Origin of the sequence: Streptomyces sulfonofaciens (genome assembly GCF_014656295.1) — a bacterium.
Classification (GTDB): Bacteria; Actinomycetota; Actinomycetes; order Streptomycetales; family Streptomycetaceae; genus Streptomyces; species Streptomyces sulfonofaciens.
In genome coordinates this window covers 716,136-731,856 of sequence record NZ_BNCD01000001.1, presented here as the reverse complement: position 1 = coordinate 731,856, position 15,721 = coordinate 716,136, and the positions used below count along the sequence as shown (strand labels likewise).

Annotated in this window: 13 protein-coding genes and 1 tRNA gene; 6 read left to right on the top strand and 8 right to left on the bottom strand. The window is 73.5% G+C overall.

Translation table 11 applies throughout. From position 1 onward, the window contains the following. The first annotated feature begins 313 nt into the window (after positions 1–313). The 4 genes from IE313_RS02930 (at position 314) to IE313_RS02915 (ending at position 5,280) form a co-directional block, all read left to right on the top strand. Positions 314–3,511: an ATP-binding protein gene (locus tag IE313_RS02930; protein ID WP_229924304.1), complete on the top strand. Its 3,198-nt coding sequence runs from the start codon at positions 314–316 to the stop codon at positions 3,509–3,511. Continuing rightward, on the top strand, positions 3,508–4,095 hold the full coding sequence (locus IE313_RS02925) for a roadblock/LC7 domain-containing protein (protein WP_189929220.1): 588 nt from the start codon (positions 3,508–3,510) through the stop codon (positions 4,093–4,095). Before IE313_RS02930 ends, IE313_RS02925 begins: the two co-directional genes overlap by 4 nt. 104 nt (positions 4,096–4,199) lie before the next feature. Continuing rightward, positions 4,200–4,685, top strand: a complete 486-nt coding sequence (locus IE313_RS02920) for a DUF742 domain-containing protein (RefSeq protein ID WP_189929219.1) — start codon at positions 4,200–4,202, stop codon at positions 4,683–4,685. Continuing rightward, positions 4,636–5,280 carry a GTP-binding protein gene (locus IE313_RS02915; RefSeq protein ID WP_189929218.1) on the top strand — a complete coding sequence of 215 codons (645 nt, stop codon included), beginning with the start codon at positions 4,636–4,638 and terminating at the stop codon, positions 5,278–5,280. Before IE313_RS02920 ends, IE313_RS02915 begins: the two co-directional genes overlap by 50 nt. Before the next feature lie 275 nt (positions 5,281–5,555). Here IE313_RS02915 and IE313_RS02910 read toward each other — a convergent pair whose 3' ends face one another. Genes IE313_RS02910 through IE313_RS02900 form a run of 3 tightly spaced genes read right to left on the bottom strand, consistent with a single transcriptional unit; the run spans position 5,556 to position 8,262 of the window. After that, positions 5,556–6,221 carry an ABC transporter permease gene (locus IE313_RS02910; RefSeq protein ID WP_189929217.1) on the bottom strand — a complete coding sequence of 222 codons (666 nt, stop codon included), beginning with the start codon at positions 6,219–6,221 and terminating at the stop codon, positions 5,556–5,558. Beyond that, positions 6,218–6,979, bottom strand: a complete 762-nt coding sequence (locus tag IE313_RS02905; protein WP_189929216.1) for an ABC transporter permease — start codon at positions 6,977–6,979, stop codon at positions 6,218–6,220. Before IE313_RS02905 ends, IE313_RS02910 begins: the two co-directional genes overlap by 4 nt. Further along, positions 6,976–8,262, bottom strand: a complete 1,287-nt coding sequence (locus IE313_RS02900) for an ABC transporter ATP-binding protein (RefSeq protein WP_189929215.1) — start codon at positions 8,260–8,262, stop codon at positions 6,976–6,978. The genes IE313_RS02905 and IE313_RS02900 overlap by 4 nt, the downstream gene beginning before the upstream one ends. A gap of 541 nt (positions 8,263–8,803) precedes the next feature. Between IE313_RS02900 and IE313_RS02895 the strand changes: the two genes are divergently transcribed. Further along, positions 8,804–9,055 carry a hypothetical protein gene (locus IE313_RS02895; protein WP_189929214.1) on the top strand — a complete coding sequence of 84 codons (252 nt, stop codon included), beginning with the start codon at positions 8,804–8,806 and terminating at the stop codon, positions 9,053–9,055. A 653-nt stretch (positions 9,056–9,708) separates the two neighbouring features. Here IE313_RS02895 and IE313_RS02890 read toward each other — a convergent pair. Beyond that, positions 9,709–10,236, bottom strand: a complete 528-nt coding sequence (locus tag IE313_RS02890; RefSeq protein ID WP_229924303.1) for a flavoprotein — start codon at positions 10,234–10,236, stop codon at positions 9,709–9,711. Between the two features lie 850 nt (positions 10,237–11,086). Between IE313_RS02890 and IE313_RS02885 the strand changes: the two genes are divergently transcribed. Next, on the top strand, positions 11,087–11,491 hold the full coding sequence (locus IE313_RS02885; RefSeq protein ID WP_189929212.1) for a hypothetical protein: 405 nt from the start codon (positions 11,087–11,089) through the stop codon (positions 11,489–11,491). 245 nt (positions 11,492–11,736) lie between these two features. Here the strand turns inward: IE313_RS02885 and IE313_RS02880 are convergent, their stop codons facing one another. From IE313_RS02880 to IE313_RS02865, 4 genes are all read right to left on the bottom strand, one after another. After that, positions 11,737–11,994, bottom strand: coding sequence for a hypothetical protein (locus IE313_RS02880; protein ID WP_189929211.1), 258 nt, complete (start codon positions 11,992–11,994; stop codon positions 11,737–11,739). A 249-nt stretch (positions 11,995–12,243) separates the two neighbouring features. Next, positions 12,244–12,316 (bottom strand) — tRNA-Lys (locus IE313_RS02875). Between the two features lie 407 nt (positions 12,317–12,723). Then, positions 12,724–13,830 carry a DUF5954 family protein gene (locus IE313_RS02870; RefSeq protein WP_189929210.1) on the bottom strand — a complete coding sequence of 369 codons (1,107 nt, stop codon included), beginning with the start codon at positions 13,828–13,830 and terminating at the stop codon, positions 12,724–12,726. Positions 13,831–14,059: 229 nt separating this feature from the next. Then, a complete protein-coding gene (locus IE313_RS02865; protein WP_229924302.1) occupies positions 14,060–15,637 on the bottom strand; it encodes an amino acid permease in 1,578 nt (525 codons plus the stop codon). Positions 15,638–15,721 lie beyond the last annotated feature (84 nt).

The following is a 15,721-nucleotide window of genomic DNA, read 5'->3' as shown; positions in this document are numbered from 1 at the left end:
TTCGGATTGCGATCCGCCGCGTCCTGCACGGCCGGTTCCGCGCGCGGACGGGACCGGCTCCCCGGGCGGACGGGACCGGCCCCACGCACGGACGGGGACCGGCTGCGCGCCCCGGCGCTCCGGGCCCCGACGCATGGTCCTGGTGAAGATGTGATCGACTCCGCTGCGTGTTGTGGCCCATTCTTGGTCGATTCGTGGGCGAAGTGGTTTGACAGCTCGCTAGTCTCGCCCTCCGTACGGCCGTTCCCCGGAACCAACCCCCCAGCGCCGCAGCAAGTCGTCCCCACCCCCAGGAGTGCTGCAAGGAGGCCCGGTGCCCGGGCAGAGAAAGGACCCGCCGAGGACCGGCGCACCGGCGGTGCGCGAGGTGCCCCGGCCGCGCGGCCCGCTGCTCGACCGCTGGCCCTTCCGCCGCAAGCTGGACGTTCTGGTGTTCGTCCCGGTGCTGGTCATCGCGGCCATGCTGGCGTTCGTCGCGCACCAGCAGATCGGGCAGGCCCGGTCGGCGGCCGACACCGCCCGTCTGGTGCGCAGCAGCGAGCAGGTGGCGAGGCTCATCGACGGCCTGCAGACCGAGCACCGCCAGGCGATCCTGGTCTCGCTGCGCTACGAGGCGAAGGGCCGGGGCGCCACCCGGGCACCCGGCACCGCGCCCTACCTGGCCGCGCAGCGGGCCGTGAACGCGCAGGTGGAGACGGTGCGCAGGACCTTCGGCGACCGGCTGCCCGAGGCGGAGGCGCGGGCCCTGAAGGAGATCGAGGGCCTGGACAGCCTGCGCGGCACCGTCGCGCAGGGCCCCATCCCCGCCGACAACATCGACCCCGCCTACGGCGGTGCCGTCGCCGACCTGATCAACGGGCTCGGCATCAACGGCTCGGACCCCGACAACGCCTACCAGGACGACGGAAGGGACGCGTCCGCCGGCCGCCCCGGCGACCCGGCAGCGGCCGGCACCGGCGCCGCGCAGCCCGCCGACGCGCCAGAGCCGCCCACGAACGCCTCCGCCACCCTGCTGGACGCCCTGCTGCGCGCCGACACCGCGCACGCCACCTTCGAGACCAGCGTGTTCTCGGCACGCACCGGCGACCCCAACGCGCTCATCGAGTTCACCGGCGCGGTCGGCTCCTACGACCAGTACACCTACCAGTCCGACCGGTTCCGCCGGCACGCCGGCCCCGCCCAGGGCGACGAGCTGGCCGGGATCGAACGCACCCCCTACCAGAGCGTCATCGCCGAGCACTACGCCGCCCTCCAGGTCGACCCCGGCGGCCTGGTGGCCGAGCGCCCGGCACAGGTGCGGGCCGCTCTCGACGCGTCGTTGCGGGAGGTCCCCACCTACGAGCAGCAGGCACGGCACCGGCTGGAGGTCACCGGGGCGCTGATCCACCAGATCGCGGCCCAGACCCAGCGGGCCTCCGAGGACGCCTGGTGGCGGGCCGGCGGGCTGCTGGTGGCGGCCCTGCTGGCGTTCACCGCCTGGCTGCTGTTCTCCGTCCTGGCCCGCCGCTCGGTGCTGCGGACCGTGCGGACGCTGACCGGTGCGGCACGGCAGGTGGCCGCGGCGGCCGGCGAGGAGCTGGCCCGGGTCGCGGACGACGGCTCCGCCGACACCGGGCCGCCCCGCCTCGCGGCCGTGCCGGTGCCGGTCCGCGACGAGATCGGCGAGCTCGCCGAGGCGTTCAACCAGGTGCAGATCACCGCGACCGCGCTGCTCGAACGGCAGGTGCTCAGCCGCCGCAACTTCGCGGAGATGTTCGGCAACATCGGACGGCGCGTCAGCAACCTGACGGCGCGCCAGCTCGCGCTGATCGACGCGGTCGAGCGCGGCGAGACCGATCCGGAGGTGCTGGAGCGCCTCTACCGGATCGACCACATCGCGGTACGGCTGCAGCGCAACGCCGACAGCCTGATGCTGCTCGCCGGGCTGCGCGAGCGGGGCACCGACACCGGCCCGGTCCGGCTGAGCAACGTGGTGCGGGCCGCGCTCGGGCAGATCGAGGACTACCAGCGGGTGACGCCGCGCGCCGACGGCGACGTCACCATCGCGCCCGACGTGGTCGGCGACCTCACGCTGATGCTGGCGGAGCTGCTGGAGAACGCGGTGGCGTTCTCGCCGGCCGGCAGCCGGGTCGAGGTGCGGCTGCTGACGGGCGGCGGAGGCCGGTCCACGGGAGCGGCGCCCGCGGCCGAGGACGAGGACGTGGCGGAGCCGTGGGCCGGCGCCTCCCGGCGGCTGGTGACCGACGGTGCCGTGGTCGAGATCGCCGACCACGGCCTGGGCATGGGCCCCGAGCGGCTGGCCGAGGAGAACGCCAGGCTGGTGCGCCGCGAACGGCTCGACCTGGTGCCGACCAAGGTGCTCGGGCTCTTCGTGGTCGGCAGCCTCTCGCGGCGCTGGGGCATCCAGGTCACGCTGTCGCGCACCCCCGGCGGGGGCCTCACCGCCACGGTCATCGTGCCGCCGGTGCACCTGCTGCCGATGCACACGGCCGCCACGGTCGCGCCGCGGCCCACGCCCGCGCGCCAGTCGCCCGGCCGCGTCCGGCGCCCACCGGCCGGCCCGCCCGCCGGCCCGCCGACGGGCGCCGCCACGGGGCTGCCGCGCCGGGTGCCGGCCCCGCGGTCGGCGCCCGACACGGACCGCGTGGGGCCGGTCGGGCGCGGCTCCGCCCTCCCCGACGGCCTCCCGGACGGCTCGCCGTTCTTCGACGCCTTCCGCGGCGACGCACCCGCCCCGGAGGGCCCGGGCGTCCCGGAGGGTTCGGGATTCCCGGAGGGTTCGGGCTTCCCCGAGGGTTCGGGCTTCCCCGAGGGTTCGGGCACCCCGGGCGGTTCGTCGTACAGGGACGGTTCGTCGTACGGGGAGCGCTCACCGTACGGGGACGGCTCACCGCACGAGGACCGTTCACCGTACGGGGACGGCTCACCGCACGAGGACCGTTCACCGTACGGGGACGGCTCACCGCACGAGGACCGCTCACCGCGCGCGGACGGCTCGCCGCACGAGGAGCGCTCGCCGTACGAGGACGCGTCGGCCTTCACCGGCGGCTCGTACGGCGCGGACGGTCCGCCAGGACGCGCGTCGCACGGGTCGGCGGCCGGCGGGCCGGCGGCCGGGCGCACTCCGGTGCCGGGTGCGCGGTCTCCGCGGCCGCTGCGGCGCCGGGTGCGCGGCGCGACGCTGTCGGCCACCACCGCGTCCGGCGTGCTGCCGCAGCAGCCCGGGCAGCAGGGGCCACCGGGGTGGCGGCCGGTGGACGCGGAGGCGGCCCGCCTGGAACTGGAGGAGTTCGAGGCGGCCGTCGAGCGGGCACAACGCGACAGCGCACGGTTCCTCGGCGCCACGTACCTACGCAACCGGTTGCAAGAGCATCACGAAGCGCAACCACCACAGGGGTCCCAGGCGTCTGTGCCGCCGAGCGCACCGCACCGGACGGCGGCCCCCTGGCCCGACAGGCGCCGTACGACCGGTACCGAGCCGTCCGCATCCTCAGAAGGGGTGGGCCAATGACCACCTGGACCGACGGGTCCGCCTCCGGCGCGGCCGAACCGCGCCCGGGCCCGGGCACACCGCACGCGTCCGTACCACCCGGCACCGCAGCACCCGGCACCGCAGCACCCGGCACCGCAGCACCCGCCACAGCCGACCCCGGCACCGCCGACCCCGCCCTGCGCAGCGCGGCGGCCGACTTCAACTGGCTGCTGAGCAGGTTCGCCACCGAGACCGCGGGCGTCGTGGACGCGATAGGGGTGTCGTCCGACGGGCTGCTGATCGCCGTCTCCCGGCTGCGCGACCACGCCGACTCGGAACGGCTCGCGGCGATCGTCTCCGGCCTCACCAGCCTGGCCGCCGGCGCCTCCGGCGCCTACGGCCTCGGCGCCCTCAACAAGGTCATCGTCGACCTCGCGGGCGGGCACCTGCTCGTCTCGGCGATCGGGGCGGGAGCGGTGCTCGGCGTGGTCGCCTCGAAGGAGGCGAAGCTGGGCAACATCGCCTATGAAATGGCCCTGTTCGCCAATCGTGCGGGCGCCGCGCTCACCCCGCAGCTCATCATGGAGCTGAAGCACTCGGTCGGCGGGACCGCCACCGGGTGAACCGGCCCCGGCGACGACGCGTGCGGACCGGGCGGGACGATGGACCACGGCGAGGGCCACGGCGAGGGCCACGGCGAGGGCCACGGGCGAGGAGGGCGGGCACCATGACGGCCGGTGAGGCACCATCAGGGAGCGCTGCCGACGACGCCTACCCCGAGCCGTGCCCCGGTTCGTACCCGCAGCCGCACCCCGAACCGCACACCGAACCGGTCCGGCCCGCCTCGGCGGTCCGCCCGTTCCTGCTCACCGCGGGGAGGGTGGCGGGCGGCGAGAGCCTGGTACCGCCGATCCCGGTGGAGACGCAGGTGGTGGCGACGAGCGGGGGCATCGCCGCGCTCGACACCTTCGCCTTCGAGCACCGGGACATCGTCGCCGTCTGCCAGGAGCCGCTGTCGCTGGCCGAGATCGCCGCGAAGCTCCGCATGCACCTCAACGTCATCCGTGTGCTCGCCGACGACCTGCGCGTCGACGGCCGGCTGACCTTGCACCTCCCGCAGGGCAACCCCGCCCGCGATGCCTCCGTCCTGAGAAGGGTTATCGATGGACTCCGCGCCGTTCCCGACTCCAGGGGCGCCCGCCGTGACTACTGACGCCCCGGAGCCCGGCATGGCCCGCCTTCCCGACGACGTCCCCGCGCGCCCGCCGCTGCCGGTCAAGATGGTGATCGCGGGCGGCTTCGGGGTGGGCAAGACGACCACGGTGGCGTCCATCTCCGAGATAGCACCGCTGACCACGGAGGCGTCCATCACCTCGGTCGCCGCGGGCGTGGACGACCTCACCCACACCCCGCAGAAGACCACCACCACGGTGGCCCTCGACTTCGGCTGCGTCACGCTCGACCCGACGCTCAAGCTGTACCTCTTCGGCACGCCCGGCCAGGAGAGGTTCGGCTTCATGTGGGACGACCTGGTGGAGGGCGCGCTGGGCGGTCTGGTGATCGTGGACACCCGGAGGCTGGACGACTGCTACGCCGCCGTCGACTACTTCGAGCACCGCGACATCCCCTTCGCGGTCGCCGTGAACGCCTTCGACGGACAGGTCGAGCACGACCTCGGCGATGTGCGCTGGGCACTGGACGTCCGCGACAACGTCCCGCTGACGGTCTTCGACGCCCGTGAGCGCGGCTCGGTGCGCGATGCGCTGCTGGTGGTGCTGGAACACGCGCTGGCCCGCGCGGGAGGCTGAGCGTCCGCACGGGCGACCGGCCGCACCGGCGACCGGCCGCACGGGCGACCGGTCACGCAGGGGTTGAGCGACCGCACAGGGGCTCGGGGCCCCGGTGGGAGGGCGAGCGCCCCGGCGGGAGGATGACCGGCCCCGGCGCTCGTGGGGCCCCGGCGCTCGTGGGGGGCGCGCCCCAGAGCCACGCTCCCCTCCCGGACGGGGCCCAGCGCCCTCCCCCGGGACGGGGTCCAGCGCCCTCCCTGGGACGGGTCCCGGCGTCCTCCCCGGGGCGGGGCTCAGCGCCTGCGCACGCCCGGTGACACCACCGCCCGGCCCACCGCCCAGAACAGGCCGAGGACCAGCAGGGCGAGGGCCGCCACCAGGGCAGCGCCGCCCACCACCTTCTCGTAGTCGCGCTGGTAGAGGCCGTCGACGATGTAGCGGCCCAGGCCGCCGAGGCTCACGTACGCGGCGATGGTGGCGGTGGAGACGATCTGGATCGCCGCCGACCTGAGCCCGCTCAGGATCAGCGGCAGCGCCACCGGGAGCTCCACCTGGAAGAGGATCTTGGCGGGGTGCATGCCCATGCCCCGGGCGGCGTCCACGGGCGAGGCGTCCACATTGCGCACCGCCTCGTAGGTCGTCACCAGGATGGGCGGCACGGCGAGCACCACCAGCGGGATCATCACCGGCAGGATGCTCAGGCCCATCAGCACGAACATCAGCACGAGCAGGCCGAAGCTGGGCAGTGCGCGGGCCGCCGTCGCGACGAACGCCAGCGCGTTGCCGCCACGGCCGGTGTGCCCGGTGACCAGGCCGATCGGCAGTGCGATCGCCGCCGCGACGCCCAGTGCCGCCGCCGAGTACTGGAGGTGCTCGACCATGCGCCGCGGGATGCCGTCGTAGCCGTGCCAGTGCGCGCCGTCGGAGAAGAAGGCCTGTACGAAGTGGAAGACGTTCACGGCACACGCTCCAGGGCCGGGGCGGGGCCCTCTCCGGCGTCCCGGGAGTGCGGGCGGCCACCGCTCGGCCGGCCGGCGCCCCGCCCGCCGCGGCGCGCGGCACGCGCGGCGGCCCGCGCCCCGGGCGGCTGCCACGGCGTCAGCAGTCTTCTGGCCAGCACCAGCAGCGCGTCGGCGAGAATGGCGAGCACGGCCGTGGTGACCACCGAGCTGACCGCGAGGATCGGACGGTGGTAGAACATCGCGTCGGCGAGCAGGTTGCCGAGCGCGCCCTGGTTCCCGATCAGCGCGCCGACGCTGACCAGGCTGATGCTGGAGACGGTCGCCACCCGCAGTCCCGCGAAGATCGCCGGGACCGCGATGGGGAGCTGGACCCGGAGGTAGCGGCGCACCGGGCCGATGCCCATGGCCACGGCCGCGGCGTTGGTCTCCGCGGGCACCGACCGCACGCCGTCCACGATCGCCGGCACCAGGACCACCAGGCTGTAGAGGGCCAGCGGGATCATGACGGTGGTCTGGCTCTGGCCCGTGTAGTCGATCAGGACCACGAAGAAGGCCAGCGACGGCACCGCGTACAGCACGGTGGTGATCCACAGGACCGGCGGGTACAGCCAGTTGAAGCGTACGCAGAGCTGGGCGACCGGCAGCGCGACCAGCAACCCGGCCAGCACGGGGACCAGCGACTCCTGAAGATGCCAGCCCACCAGGCCCAGCCAGGTGTGCTGGAGGTCGCTTGGCATGTCGAAGAAGCCGTTCACTGCGCCGCCTCCGCGCCGGCGCCCGCCGCGGAGCCCGGCGCACCACCTGCCTCACCACCGGCACCGCCGCGCCGCGCCGCACCCGCCGGCCCGGCGCCCCGCGCCCCGGTGCCCCGCGCCCCCGTGCCGGGCGCCCCCGTGCCCCGCGCCCCCGTGCCGGGCGCCGCCGCGTCGCGGGCCCTGACGGCACGCTCGGCGTGCGCTGCGCGGATCGCGGTCGCGACGGACTCCTGTGAGGCGACGCCCACCACGCTGCCGGTGCGGTCCACGCCCACCGCCCAGCCGGTGGGCGAGAGCACCGCGCAGTCCAGGGCGACGCGCAGGGAGTCCCGGCCGAACTCGAAGGTCTGCCCGTACGGTGTGAGGGTCTTCCCGCCCTCCGCCCACCGCGCCGGCTCCGCCCAGCCGAGCGGCTTGCCGTCCACATCGGTGACCAGCACGTACGGCACATCGGGCGTGACGCGCTTGGCCATCTGCTTGGCGGTGGCGTCGACCGCGACGACCGGCGCCGGATCGAGGTTCAGCCCCGCGGAGGTGAAGAACGACAGGCCGCGGATGCCTCGGTCGGCGCCGAGGAAGTCCGCCACGAAAGGGTCGGCCGGCGAGGACAGCAGCTCGTCGGGCGGCGCGAACTGCGCGAGCCGGCCGCCGGTGCGCAGTACGGCCACCTGGTCGCCGAGCCGGATGGCCTCGTCGATGTCGTGCGTGACGAAGAGGATGGCCTTGCCCAGCTCCTCCTGGATCCGCAGCAGTTCCTCCTGGAGGCCGCGGCGCACCACCGGGTCGACCGCCGAGAACGGCTCGTCCATCAGCAGCACCGGCGGGTCCGCGGCCAGTGCCCTGGCCACGCCGACCCGCTGCTGCTGGCCCCCGGAGAGCTGGTACGGGTAGCGCTTGGCCATCGACGCGTCCAGACCGACCCGTTCCATCAGCTCGGCCGCCCGGGCGCGGGCGCGCTGCCGGTGCCAGCCGAGCAGCCTCGGCACGGTGGCGATGTTGTCGATGACCGTGCGGTGCTGGAAGAGGCCGGCGTTCTGGATGACGTAGCCCATGGAGCGGCGCAGGGCGTTGACCGGCTGCTGCTGGATGTCCGCCCCGTCGAGCAGGATCCGCCCGGAGGAGGGCTCGATCATGCGGTTGATCATCCGCAGTGTGGTGGTCTTTCCGCACCCGGAGGGGCCCACCAGCACGGTGATCGAGCGGTCCGGCACCTCCAGCGACAGCCGGTCGACGGCGACGGTGCCGTCGGGATACCGCTTGCTGACATCTTCGATGACTATCAAGGCGCCGAACACCCCTCGGTCTTGGCGTGGTGGGTTCGTTCTCGTGGCTGGGTGGGTCGGGGTCATGGCCGCACGGGTCCGGGTCGGTGGCCGCGTGCCCGGCGGGCTCCCCCGGGCCGGCCGGCTCGTGGGGCCCGCCCTGCCCGTGCTCTCCTCCCGGCCCGAGACGGCCTCCGGGACGGCAGGTGGTAACCGTGAGTGCGCAAGTTTAGGGCGCCTCCGGCGCACGAGCAGCGCAGGGGGTGGCGGGACACGCCGCAAACACCGGCGCCGGAGCCGACGGCGGCACCGGCGCGTAACGGCGCGGGGACGGGGCGCCCGTCCCTATGGGCGGCTCCACCGCCGCCCCGGGCGCGCCCGGCGACGCACCCGCACATCCGGTCGGCGCCGCACACGCCCGATCGCCGCCCCGCACGGCGCAACGGCCGCCCGCCGAGGTGCGAGGCGCCGTGCGGCACGAAAGACTCTTGAGGAAACCGGTGGAAACCGGTCACAGGGCGAAACACCTGACGGCTCGCAGGATCGGCAAGGAGCACGTGAGATGCCGCAAGAGGTTCCGGACATCTGCAGGGACGCCAAGAAGTTGCTGGAAACCGCGAAGAAGAGGCTCAACGACACCTTCCGGAGGCGGGACGAGGCCAGGCGCGAGCTGGTGCGTCTGCAGGCGGAGACGCCCGCGGACCCCGAGAGGATCCAGGCGCAGGAACAGCTTGTGGAGAAGCTGACCGCCCAGGTGCCGGAGAGACGGGAGGACGTGGTGAACGCGCAGGACCTGGTCAACGAGGTCTGCTAGCGAAGCGCACGCACGCCCCGTCGGTGCGGGCGGCCCCGGGCCAACCGGCACGCCCACCCACGCCCACCCACCCGCGCGCACCCGGACCACCCGGACCACCCGGACCATCGGAGCTCCACCCGGACCATCGGGGGCCACTCTGACCACCGGGGGCCCACCGGCACCACCGGGACCCACCCGGACCCGAAACGGCGGACCGCCCGGACCGAAAACGGCGGACCGGCCGGGCCGGTCGCGCCGATCCGGGCGATTCTCGCAGGTCAGCGGCCGAGACCCGGTCACCTGCTCGGTAGGCCGTATGGGACTCGAACCCACAGCCTGCCTGCTCTGAAGAAGAGGGAGGCGTGACGCTTTACTGAGGGGACCCGTGACGGCACTGTGCGAAGCACGGCGTGTCCGAGGCGCCGCCGCGGCGGCGCGCTCCGCCGGCTCCTCCTCGTACTCCGCGCACAGCGCCATGTACGTGTCCGAGGTCAGCGTGATCGTCGAGTGCCGCAGCTTCACCTTCGCGTCGTACGGGTCCCCGCCGCCGCCCGGTGACAGTGGAGGCTCGACCGTTCCGGAGGCCGCCGGCCTGGACCCCGACGCAGGCGGTGCCCCTGAGCACCGCGCCCCCTTCCGTCCTCGCGGCGGAAGGGGGTGGTTTCGTGTTGTCAGGCAGCTCTGACGGCGTCGAGCGCCCGCACCCAGGGGAATGCGGAGGCATCTCCGTTTTTGGGCGGGTGCGGCTCGTAGCCGTCCGCTCCGTCGAGGTACCGAACGCCTTGGGCCCGCAGGTCGGCAATGCTCCGGGCGATCGCCGGTTGGGCGCCTTGAGAACGGTTGAAGTAGGGCATCGCGATGACCGGTACGCCCATGTGCACGCCTTCAGTGACGAGGCCCAACGCAAGGGTGTCCGCGATGCCGGCGCCCCACTTGTTCAGACTCGTCGCCGACAAGGGCGCAACGAGCATGGCGTCTGCCTTCGGGAGAACGTCCGATTCCCACGGCAGCTTGTACTGCGACCGCACGGGGTGCCCGGTCAACGCCTCCAGTTCGCCTGTGCGCGGCTCCCACCACCGAGCTGCCGAGGGGGTGAGGATGAGGCAGACGTCCCAGCCGCGGGCCTGCGCCTGGCGGACGCCCTCGTCGACATACTGCGTCGGCCCCGCCGCGCAGGCGATCAGGTACAGAGTGCTCATGCCGTGAGTCCACATTGGGCGGCGAGCCGACGCAAGGCCGCGCTCGGCACCGGTGTTGCTCCCAGGACGTCCTTGACCAGGTCCAGGTCAGCACCCTGCTGCTCGGCGATCTCACCTGCTTCGTCGACATGCGCCGTCGCTCCGGCGGCACACCGGCGCGTCAGGGTCGCTCGGCGGCGCCTGGAGGGAGTAGCCGTCCGGGCAGGCCGGTCCGGCTGGCCCGGCCGGTCCGCGGGGCCCTTCGGGGCCGGTGTCGCCCTTCGGCCCCTGCTCGCCCTGCGGGCCGGCTGGGCCGGTCGCACCGTCGGCGCCCGCCCCCGCGTCGCCGTCAGGGCCGGCGGCTCCGTCCTTCCCTCCGCGCCCGGGCGGTCCGGGCGGGCCGACCGGCCCAGGGGCGCCCTGGGCGGCGCGCGGGTCCGTGCGGGCCGCGGGCAACGAGCCGTGACAGGTCCACCGTGGGCCGGGCCGGCGGCGCATCCGGCGCGTCGGCCGGCAGCGCGCGGGCCCACGTGCGCATGGCGGTCGCGCCCACGAACTCGGCCGTGTTGGTGTCGACCGCCACGGCTCACCCCCTGGAACTCGTAGCGGATGTGGTCTGGAAAGCCCTCTGGAGACACAGCCGTTTGCAGCCCGCATCGCTGCCTCCTCGTCCCGGCGAGGTGTCAGTCCAGGATGAGTCTCCGCTGGTCAGCAGGTGGGACATCCCATTGCGTGCTCAACTAGCAGCGGACCATTGAGCAACCCGAGATCCATCCCGACGATGGGGACACCAGCCGGGCTCACAGACGCCCGACATCTCCTCGAAGGGAAAACGGTCATGAGAACGACTCGTTCAAGGCGCGGTGGCACCATGAGCAGTGCCCTGCTCGTGAGCGCCGTCTTGTCTGTCCTGAGCGCCGTTCCCGCCTCGGCCAGGGCCACGACCAACGACGGTTTCTCCATCGACACCGGTGAGTCGCCGTTGTGCTCCCGATACGGATCGGCGGCGTACATCGACTACGACGAACACGGAGATGACACCGTCGGAGTCTACGACGCGTGCAAGGACGGCGTCGGAGTCAAAGCGTGGTTCTGGATCAATGGCACGCTGATCGGTGCGCAGCGCAACGGCGGCGGGTTCAACACAGAGGTGTACGTCGACATCCCGAATGTGACGGCGGGGGACACTGTGGGGCTCAAGGTGTGCGCCCAGGACGGCGCGAGTGGAACGCCCTTCTCCTGCAATTCCCGGACCATCACAAGCGACGACGGCTGATGAACCGTTCGGGTAGGCGTCGAGCGGCGCGGACGACTCGCTGAAGGTGACGCGACAATCGCTGATCAGTGGTTTCCACTGGTCGGTAACTTCTGGCCCGGCTCGGCGTGTGGAGGTCGTCATGCGAGTCGGCGGATGGTGCGGCTGTGGTACTCGGTGCGGGGCCGAGGCAGCAGGTTGCCTCGGCCATCCGTCCGGTGGCCTGCTCACCGCGTGGCTTGAGGCCGTCAGCAGACGGCACCAACTCATGGGAGGGCACAGCTAGGCAACTGCCCGTCACCCGGAACGTGAGGGAAGCGGACAGCTTGTCGTCGTGGGGAGGCGTCCGGCTCGAACCCGGTCATGACGGCCTTGAACGCCCACTCGCCCAGGCCGATGGGCCGGACCAGCTTGTAGTCGCGGGCCACCGCGTCGTTGAGATCGGCCACCAGGTCGTCGTGGTCGCGCGGGTCGTGGTTGACGTCGGCGGAGACCTCGCCGCCGTCCAGGTCGATCCCGAACACCTCGTGCGTGTCGCCCTGCCAGCCGTCGCCGGTGACCCAAGCTGTTCGAGGAGTACGAGGATGAACCGACCGAGCGCGCGGCAGCGGTCGTACCTCGGGCACGGAAGACAGGCACGGAAGACGGGCACCGGTACATCCGCTCACGCACCGCTCACGCAGAAGGCCGGGAAAGGCTGATCGCCCGCCCTGGCGATCCCAAGGCGGGCGACCCTGTGCAGGTCAGCGACCAACTTTCGATCGCCTGTTCGGTAGGCCGTGTGGGACTCGAACCCACAACCAATGGATTAAAAGTCCACTGCTCTGCCAATTGAGCTAACGGCCCGCATCCCGCAGCATAGCGGGCCGGTCGCCGCGGGCTGTCGCCGTCCCTTGACGGGATGTGCGCAAACACACGGGAGGCCCAGCGTCCCGGTGGGGGGGTGGTCTCACGGTGGGTGATGCCGCGGCTCCCCCCGTAGAGCCACGGCTCCCACCGCTCACCAGGGCCGACCGGCCCCGGGGCCGGGGCGTCACCGCCCCGCCCCGTCATCTTGGCACCCGTCCGCCCTCCCACGCCTCCGAGTTTCCGCCCGCACGCCTCGACAGGACCGGCACGCGACGGGCACGGATCAGCCGCGACACGGCCGGGCGCCGCCGCCCGCACACCGCACACCGCGCGCTCCCCAAGCACACCCCCCGCATCAGGGGGCACACCGCCCGCCTCCGAGGCACACCGCCCGTACCCCGGACCTAGGCGGGGTCCCCCGCCGGTCCGTCCTTCCGCCGCCGCTCCTCGTCGAAGAGGCGGGCCAGCTCCCGGGCGGCGGGGGACGGGTCGTACGGGGCATCGTCGTCGATGCGGACGCCCCGTTCGCGCAGTTGCTCGGCGCCCAGGGCGGTGGGCGGGTCCGGGTCGGGGTCGGAGGGGCGCGGGCCCTCCGGGCCGTCCGGGCCGATGCGGACCAGCCGCTCGACCCGCACCACGCGCGTGGGCCGGCCCGCTATCTCCACCTCGTCGCGGCGCTCTGCGTCCAGCCGGTCGGCCAGCCGTGCGTAGGCCGCGCGCCCGGTGTCGTCCAGCCGTTCGAGGACCGGCGCCAGCACGCGCAGGTACATCGCCAGGGAGTCCCGGGCGCCCTGCGGCGTGCTGCTGGGCCCCGCGGTCGGCTGCCAGCGTCCGTCCGCGTACTCGGCGATCATGAACTCGGCGGGCAGCAGGACCCCGCCGGGGTGCGTGTGCGCCGCGTGCCGGGAATCCCTGTGGACGTCGAGGGGGACGGTGCCCGCCTTGCGGACGAGCGCGAGCAGTTCGAGGCGCAGGATGCTCTCGGACGGGCCCGTCCCGGCGAACGGGTCGATCACGAACCCGCGGGTGGGGTTCGGCACCTCGTGGGACCTGCCGGCGGCCGCCGGGTCGGGGTCGGTGGGACGGGGCGGCTCGGGGCCCGAGGGGCCCATCCGGATGAACGGTTCGGCTCGGACGATCCGGTGGCGGACGCCGTGGACGGCCAGCTCGTCGTGCCGCTCCCGGTCGAGCAGCTCGGCGGCCGCGAGGAGGCCGTCGCGCGCGGCGGTGTCGCCGGCCGGGCCCGCGTGGTGCGCCCGCTCGCGGAACACCATGGCCATGGCGTCCCGCGCGCCCTGCGGTGTGGCATCGGCCCGGGTCAGCAGTTCCCAGCCGCCCGACTCCAGCTCCTGCGCCACCGCGAACAGCGGCCCCCCGCCGGACATCAGTTCCGGATAGCGTTCGCGGGCCTCCCACGCCTCCGCATCGGCAAGGGCGGCCACCGGCGAGTCCTCGTGGGCCACCACTCGGACCCTCCGGTACCCGGGCACATGTTCGCCGTACTCAGACATACCTCCAGCATTGCCCTGCGGTCCTGCCGGGTTCAGCGGTGCGAACACAACGCGTCGTGCTGTTGCGCGGCGGCCGCCACTCCCCCCTCGGCCCGGGCCCGCCCCCTCCTCGGCCCGGGCTCTGCCCCTCCCGCACCCCTCAGCCCGGGCCCGCCCCCTCCTCGGCCCGGGCCGTGCCCCTCCCGCACCACCCGGCCCGGGCCCGTCCGTACCCGTCCGCCCGTGCCGCTCAGTCCCGGCCGGCCCTCTCCCGCGCCGCCTCCCGTTCGATGGTCCGCTCGTGCTGCGGGTTGAGGAACCAGTGCCGCGCCGACGCCAGCCACCAGGTCGCCGCGAAGCCGAGCACCACCAGGACCGCGACCGGGGCGTAGTTGAAGGTCTCCCAGGTCACCGGCGAGACCTGCGGCAGCATGAAGAGCACCGTGATCACCCCGACCCAGACCACCGCGACCCACCCCACCGGCCGCGACCACCGGCCCAGGTGCCAGGGCCCCCGCTCGAAACCGTCGCCCTTGCGCAACCGCAGCAGCGTCGGGACGGCGTAGGCGATGTAGAGACCGATCACCGCGATGGACGTCACCGCCGCATACGCCGTCACGTTGATCAGGTACGGCAGCCCGAGCACCAGCGCGCCCAGCGACGCCAGCCACACCGCGGCGACGGGGGTGCGGCTGCGCGGGCTGACGGTGTGCCACAGGCGCGAGAAGGGCAGCGCGCCGTCGCGTGAGAAGGCGTAGATCATCCGGCTGTTGGCGGTGACCGAGGCCATCCCGCAGAAGAGCTGGGCCCCGATCACCACGAGCAGCAGCAGCTTCCCCGCGGTCGCGCCCAGCGCGTCCAGCAGGATCTGCGCGGGGGGCGCCCCGGTCGGCGAGGCCAGCTCGTCGTCGTACGACTGGATGGCGAAGGTGAAGCCGAGCAGCAGCACGAGACCGGCCACCCACGAGGTCCAGATCGACCGGACGATCCCCTTGGGCCCGGCCGTGGACGCGTCGCGGGTCTCCTCGGTCATGTGCGCGGAGGCGTCGTAGCCCGTGAACGTGTACTGCGCCATCAGCAGCCCGATGAGGACGACGTAGACGCCGCTGCCCCAGCCGGTGTTGTTGACGAACCGGGTGAGGACGAAGGACGCGGACTGGTGGCTGTCCGGCACGAACGCCAGCGCCGCCACGATCACCGCGACCCCGAGCACGTGCCACCACACGCTGACGCTGTTGAGCAGGCCGACGATGCGCACGCCGAAGGTGTTCAGCAGGCCGTGCAGCAGCAGGATCGCGGCGAACAGCAGGATCGTGCGGCCCGGCGTGACCGCGAAGTCGAACTGCAGGTTCAGATAGGCGCCCAGGAACGACGCGGCGCCGAAGTCGATGCCGGCGGTCACCGCGACCTGCCCCAGCACGTTGAACCAGCCCGTGAACCACGCCCAGGCCGCCGCCGTACGGGACGGTGCCAGCCGGTGCGCCCAGAAGTAGAGGCCCGCCGAGGTCGGGTACGCCGAGCAGATCTCGGCCATCGCGAGCCCGACGAACAGCGTCATCAGGCCGACGGCCACCCAGCCCCAGGTGATCAGCGCCGGGCCGCCGGTGTTCATGCCGAAGAGGTAGAGGGTCAGGCAGCCGGAGAGGACCGAGATGATCGTGAACGAGACGGCGTAGTTGGAGAACGCCGACATCCGGCGGGCCAGCACCTGCGTGTAGCCGAGTTCGGCCAGCCGTTGCTCGTCGGAGAGCGCGGCGGGTGGGGCCGCGCCGGACTCCTGGGCGGCCGGTGCGGCGGGGTCGGGGGCCTGGCGGGGGTCGCTTGTCATGCACCCAGCGATTCCCACGCGGGGTGCGCCGCATGCGCTTCGCCCGGGGCCGCCCTTGGGGAAGTGAGGCGGCTCGGCGTGCGG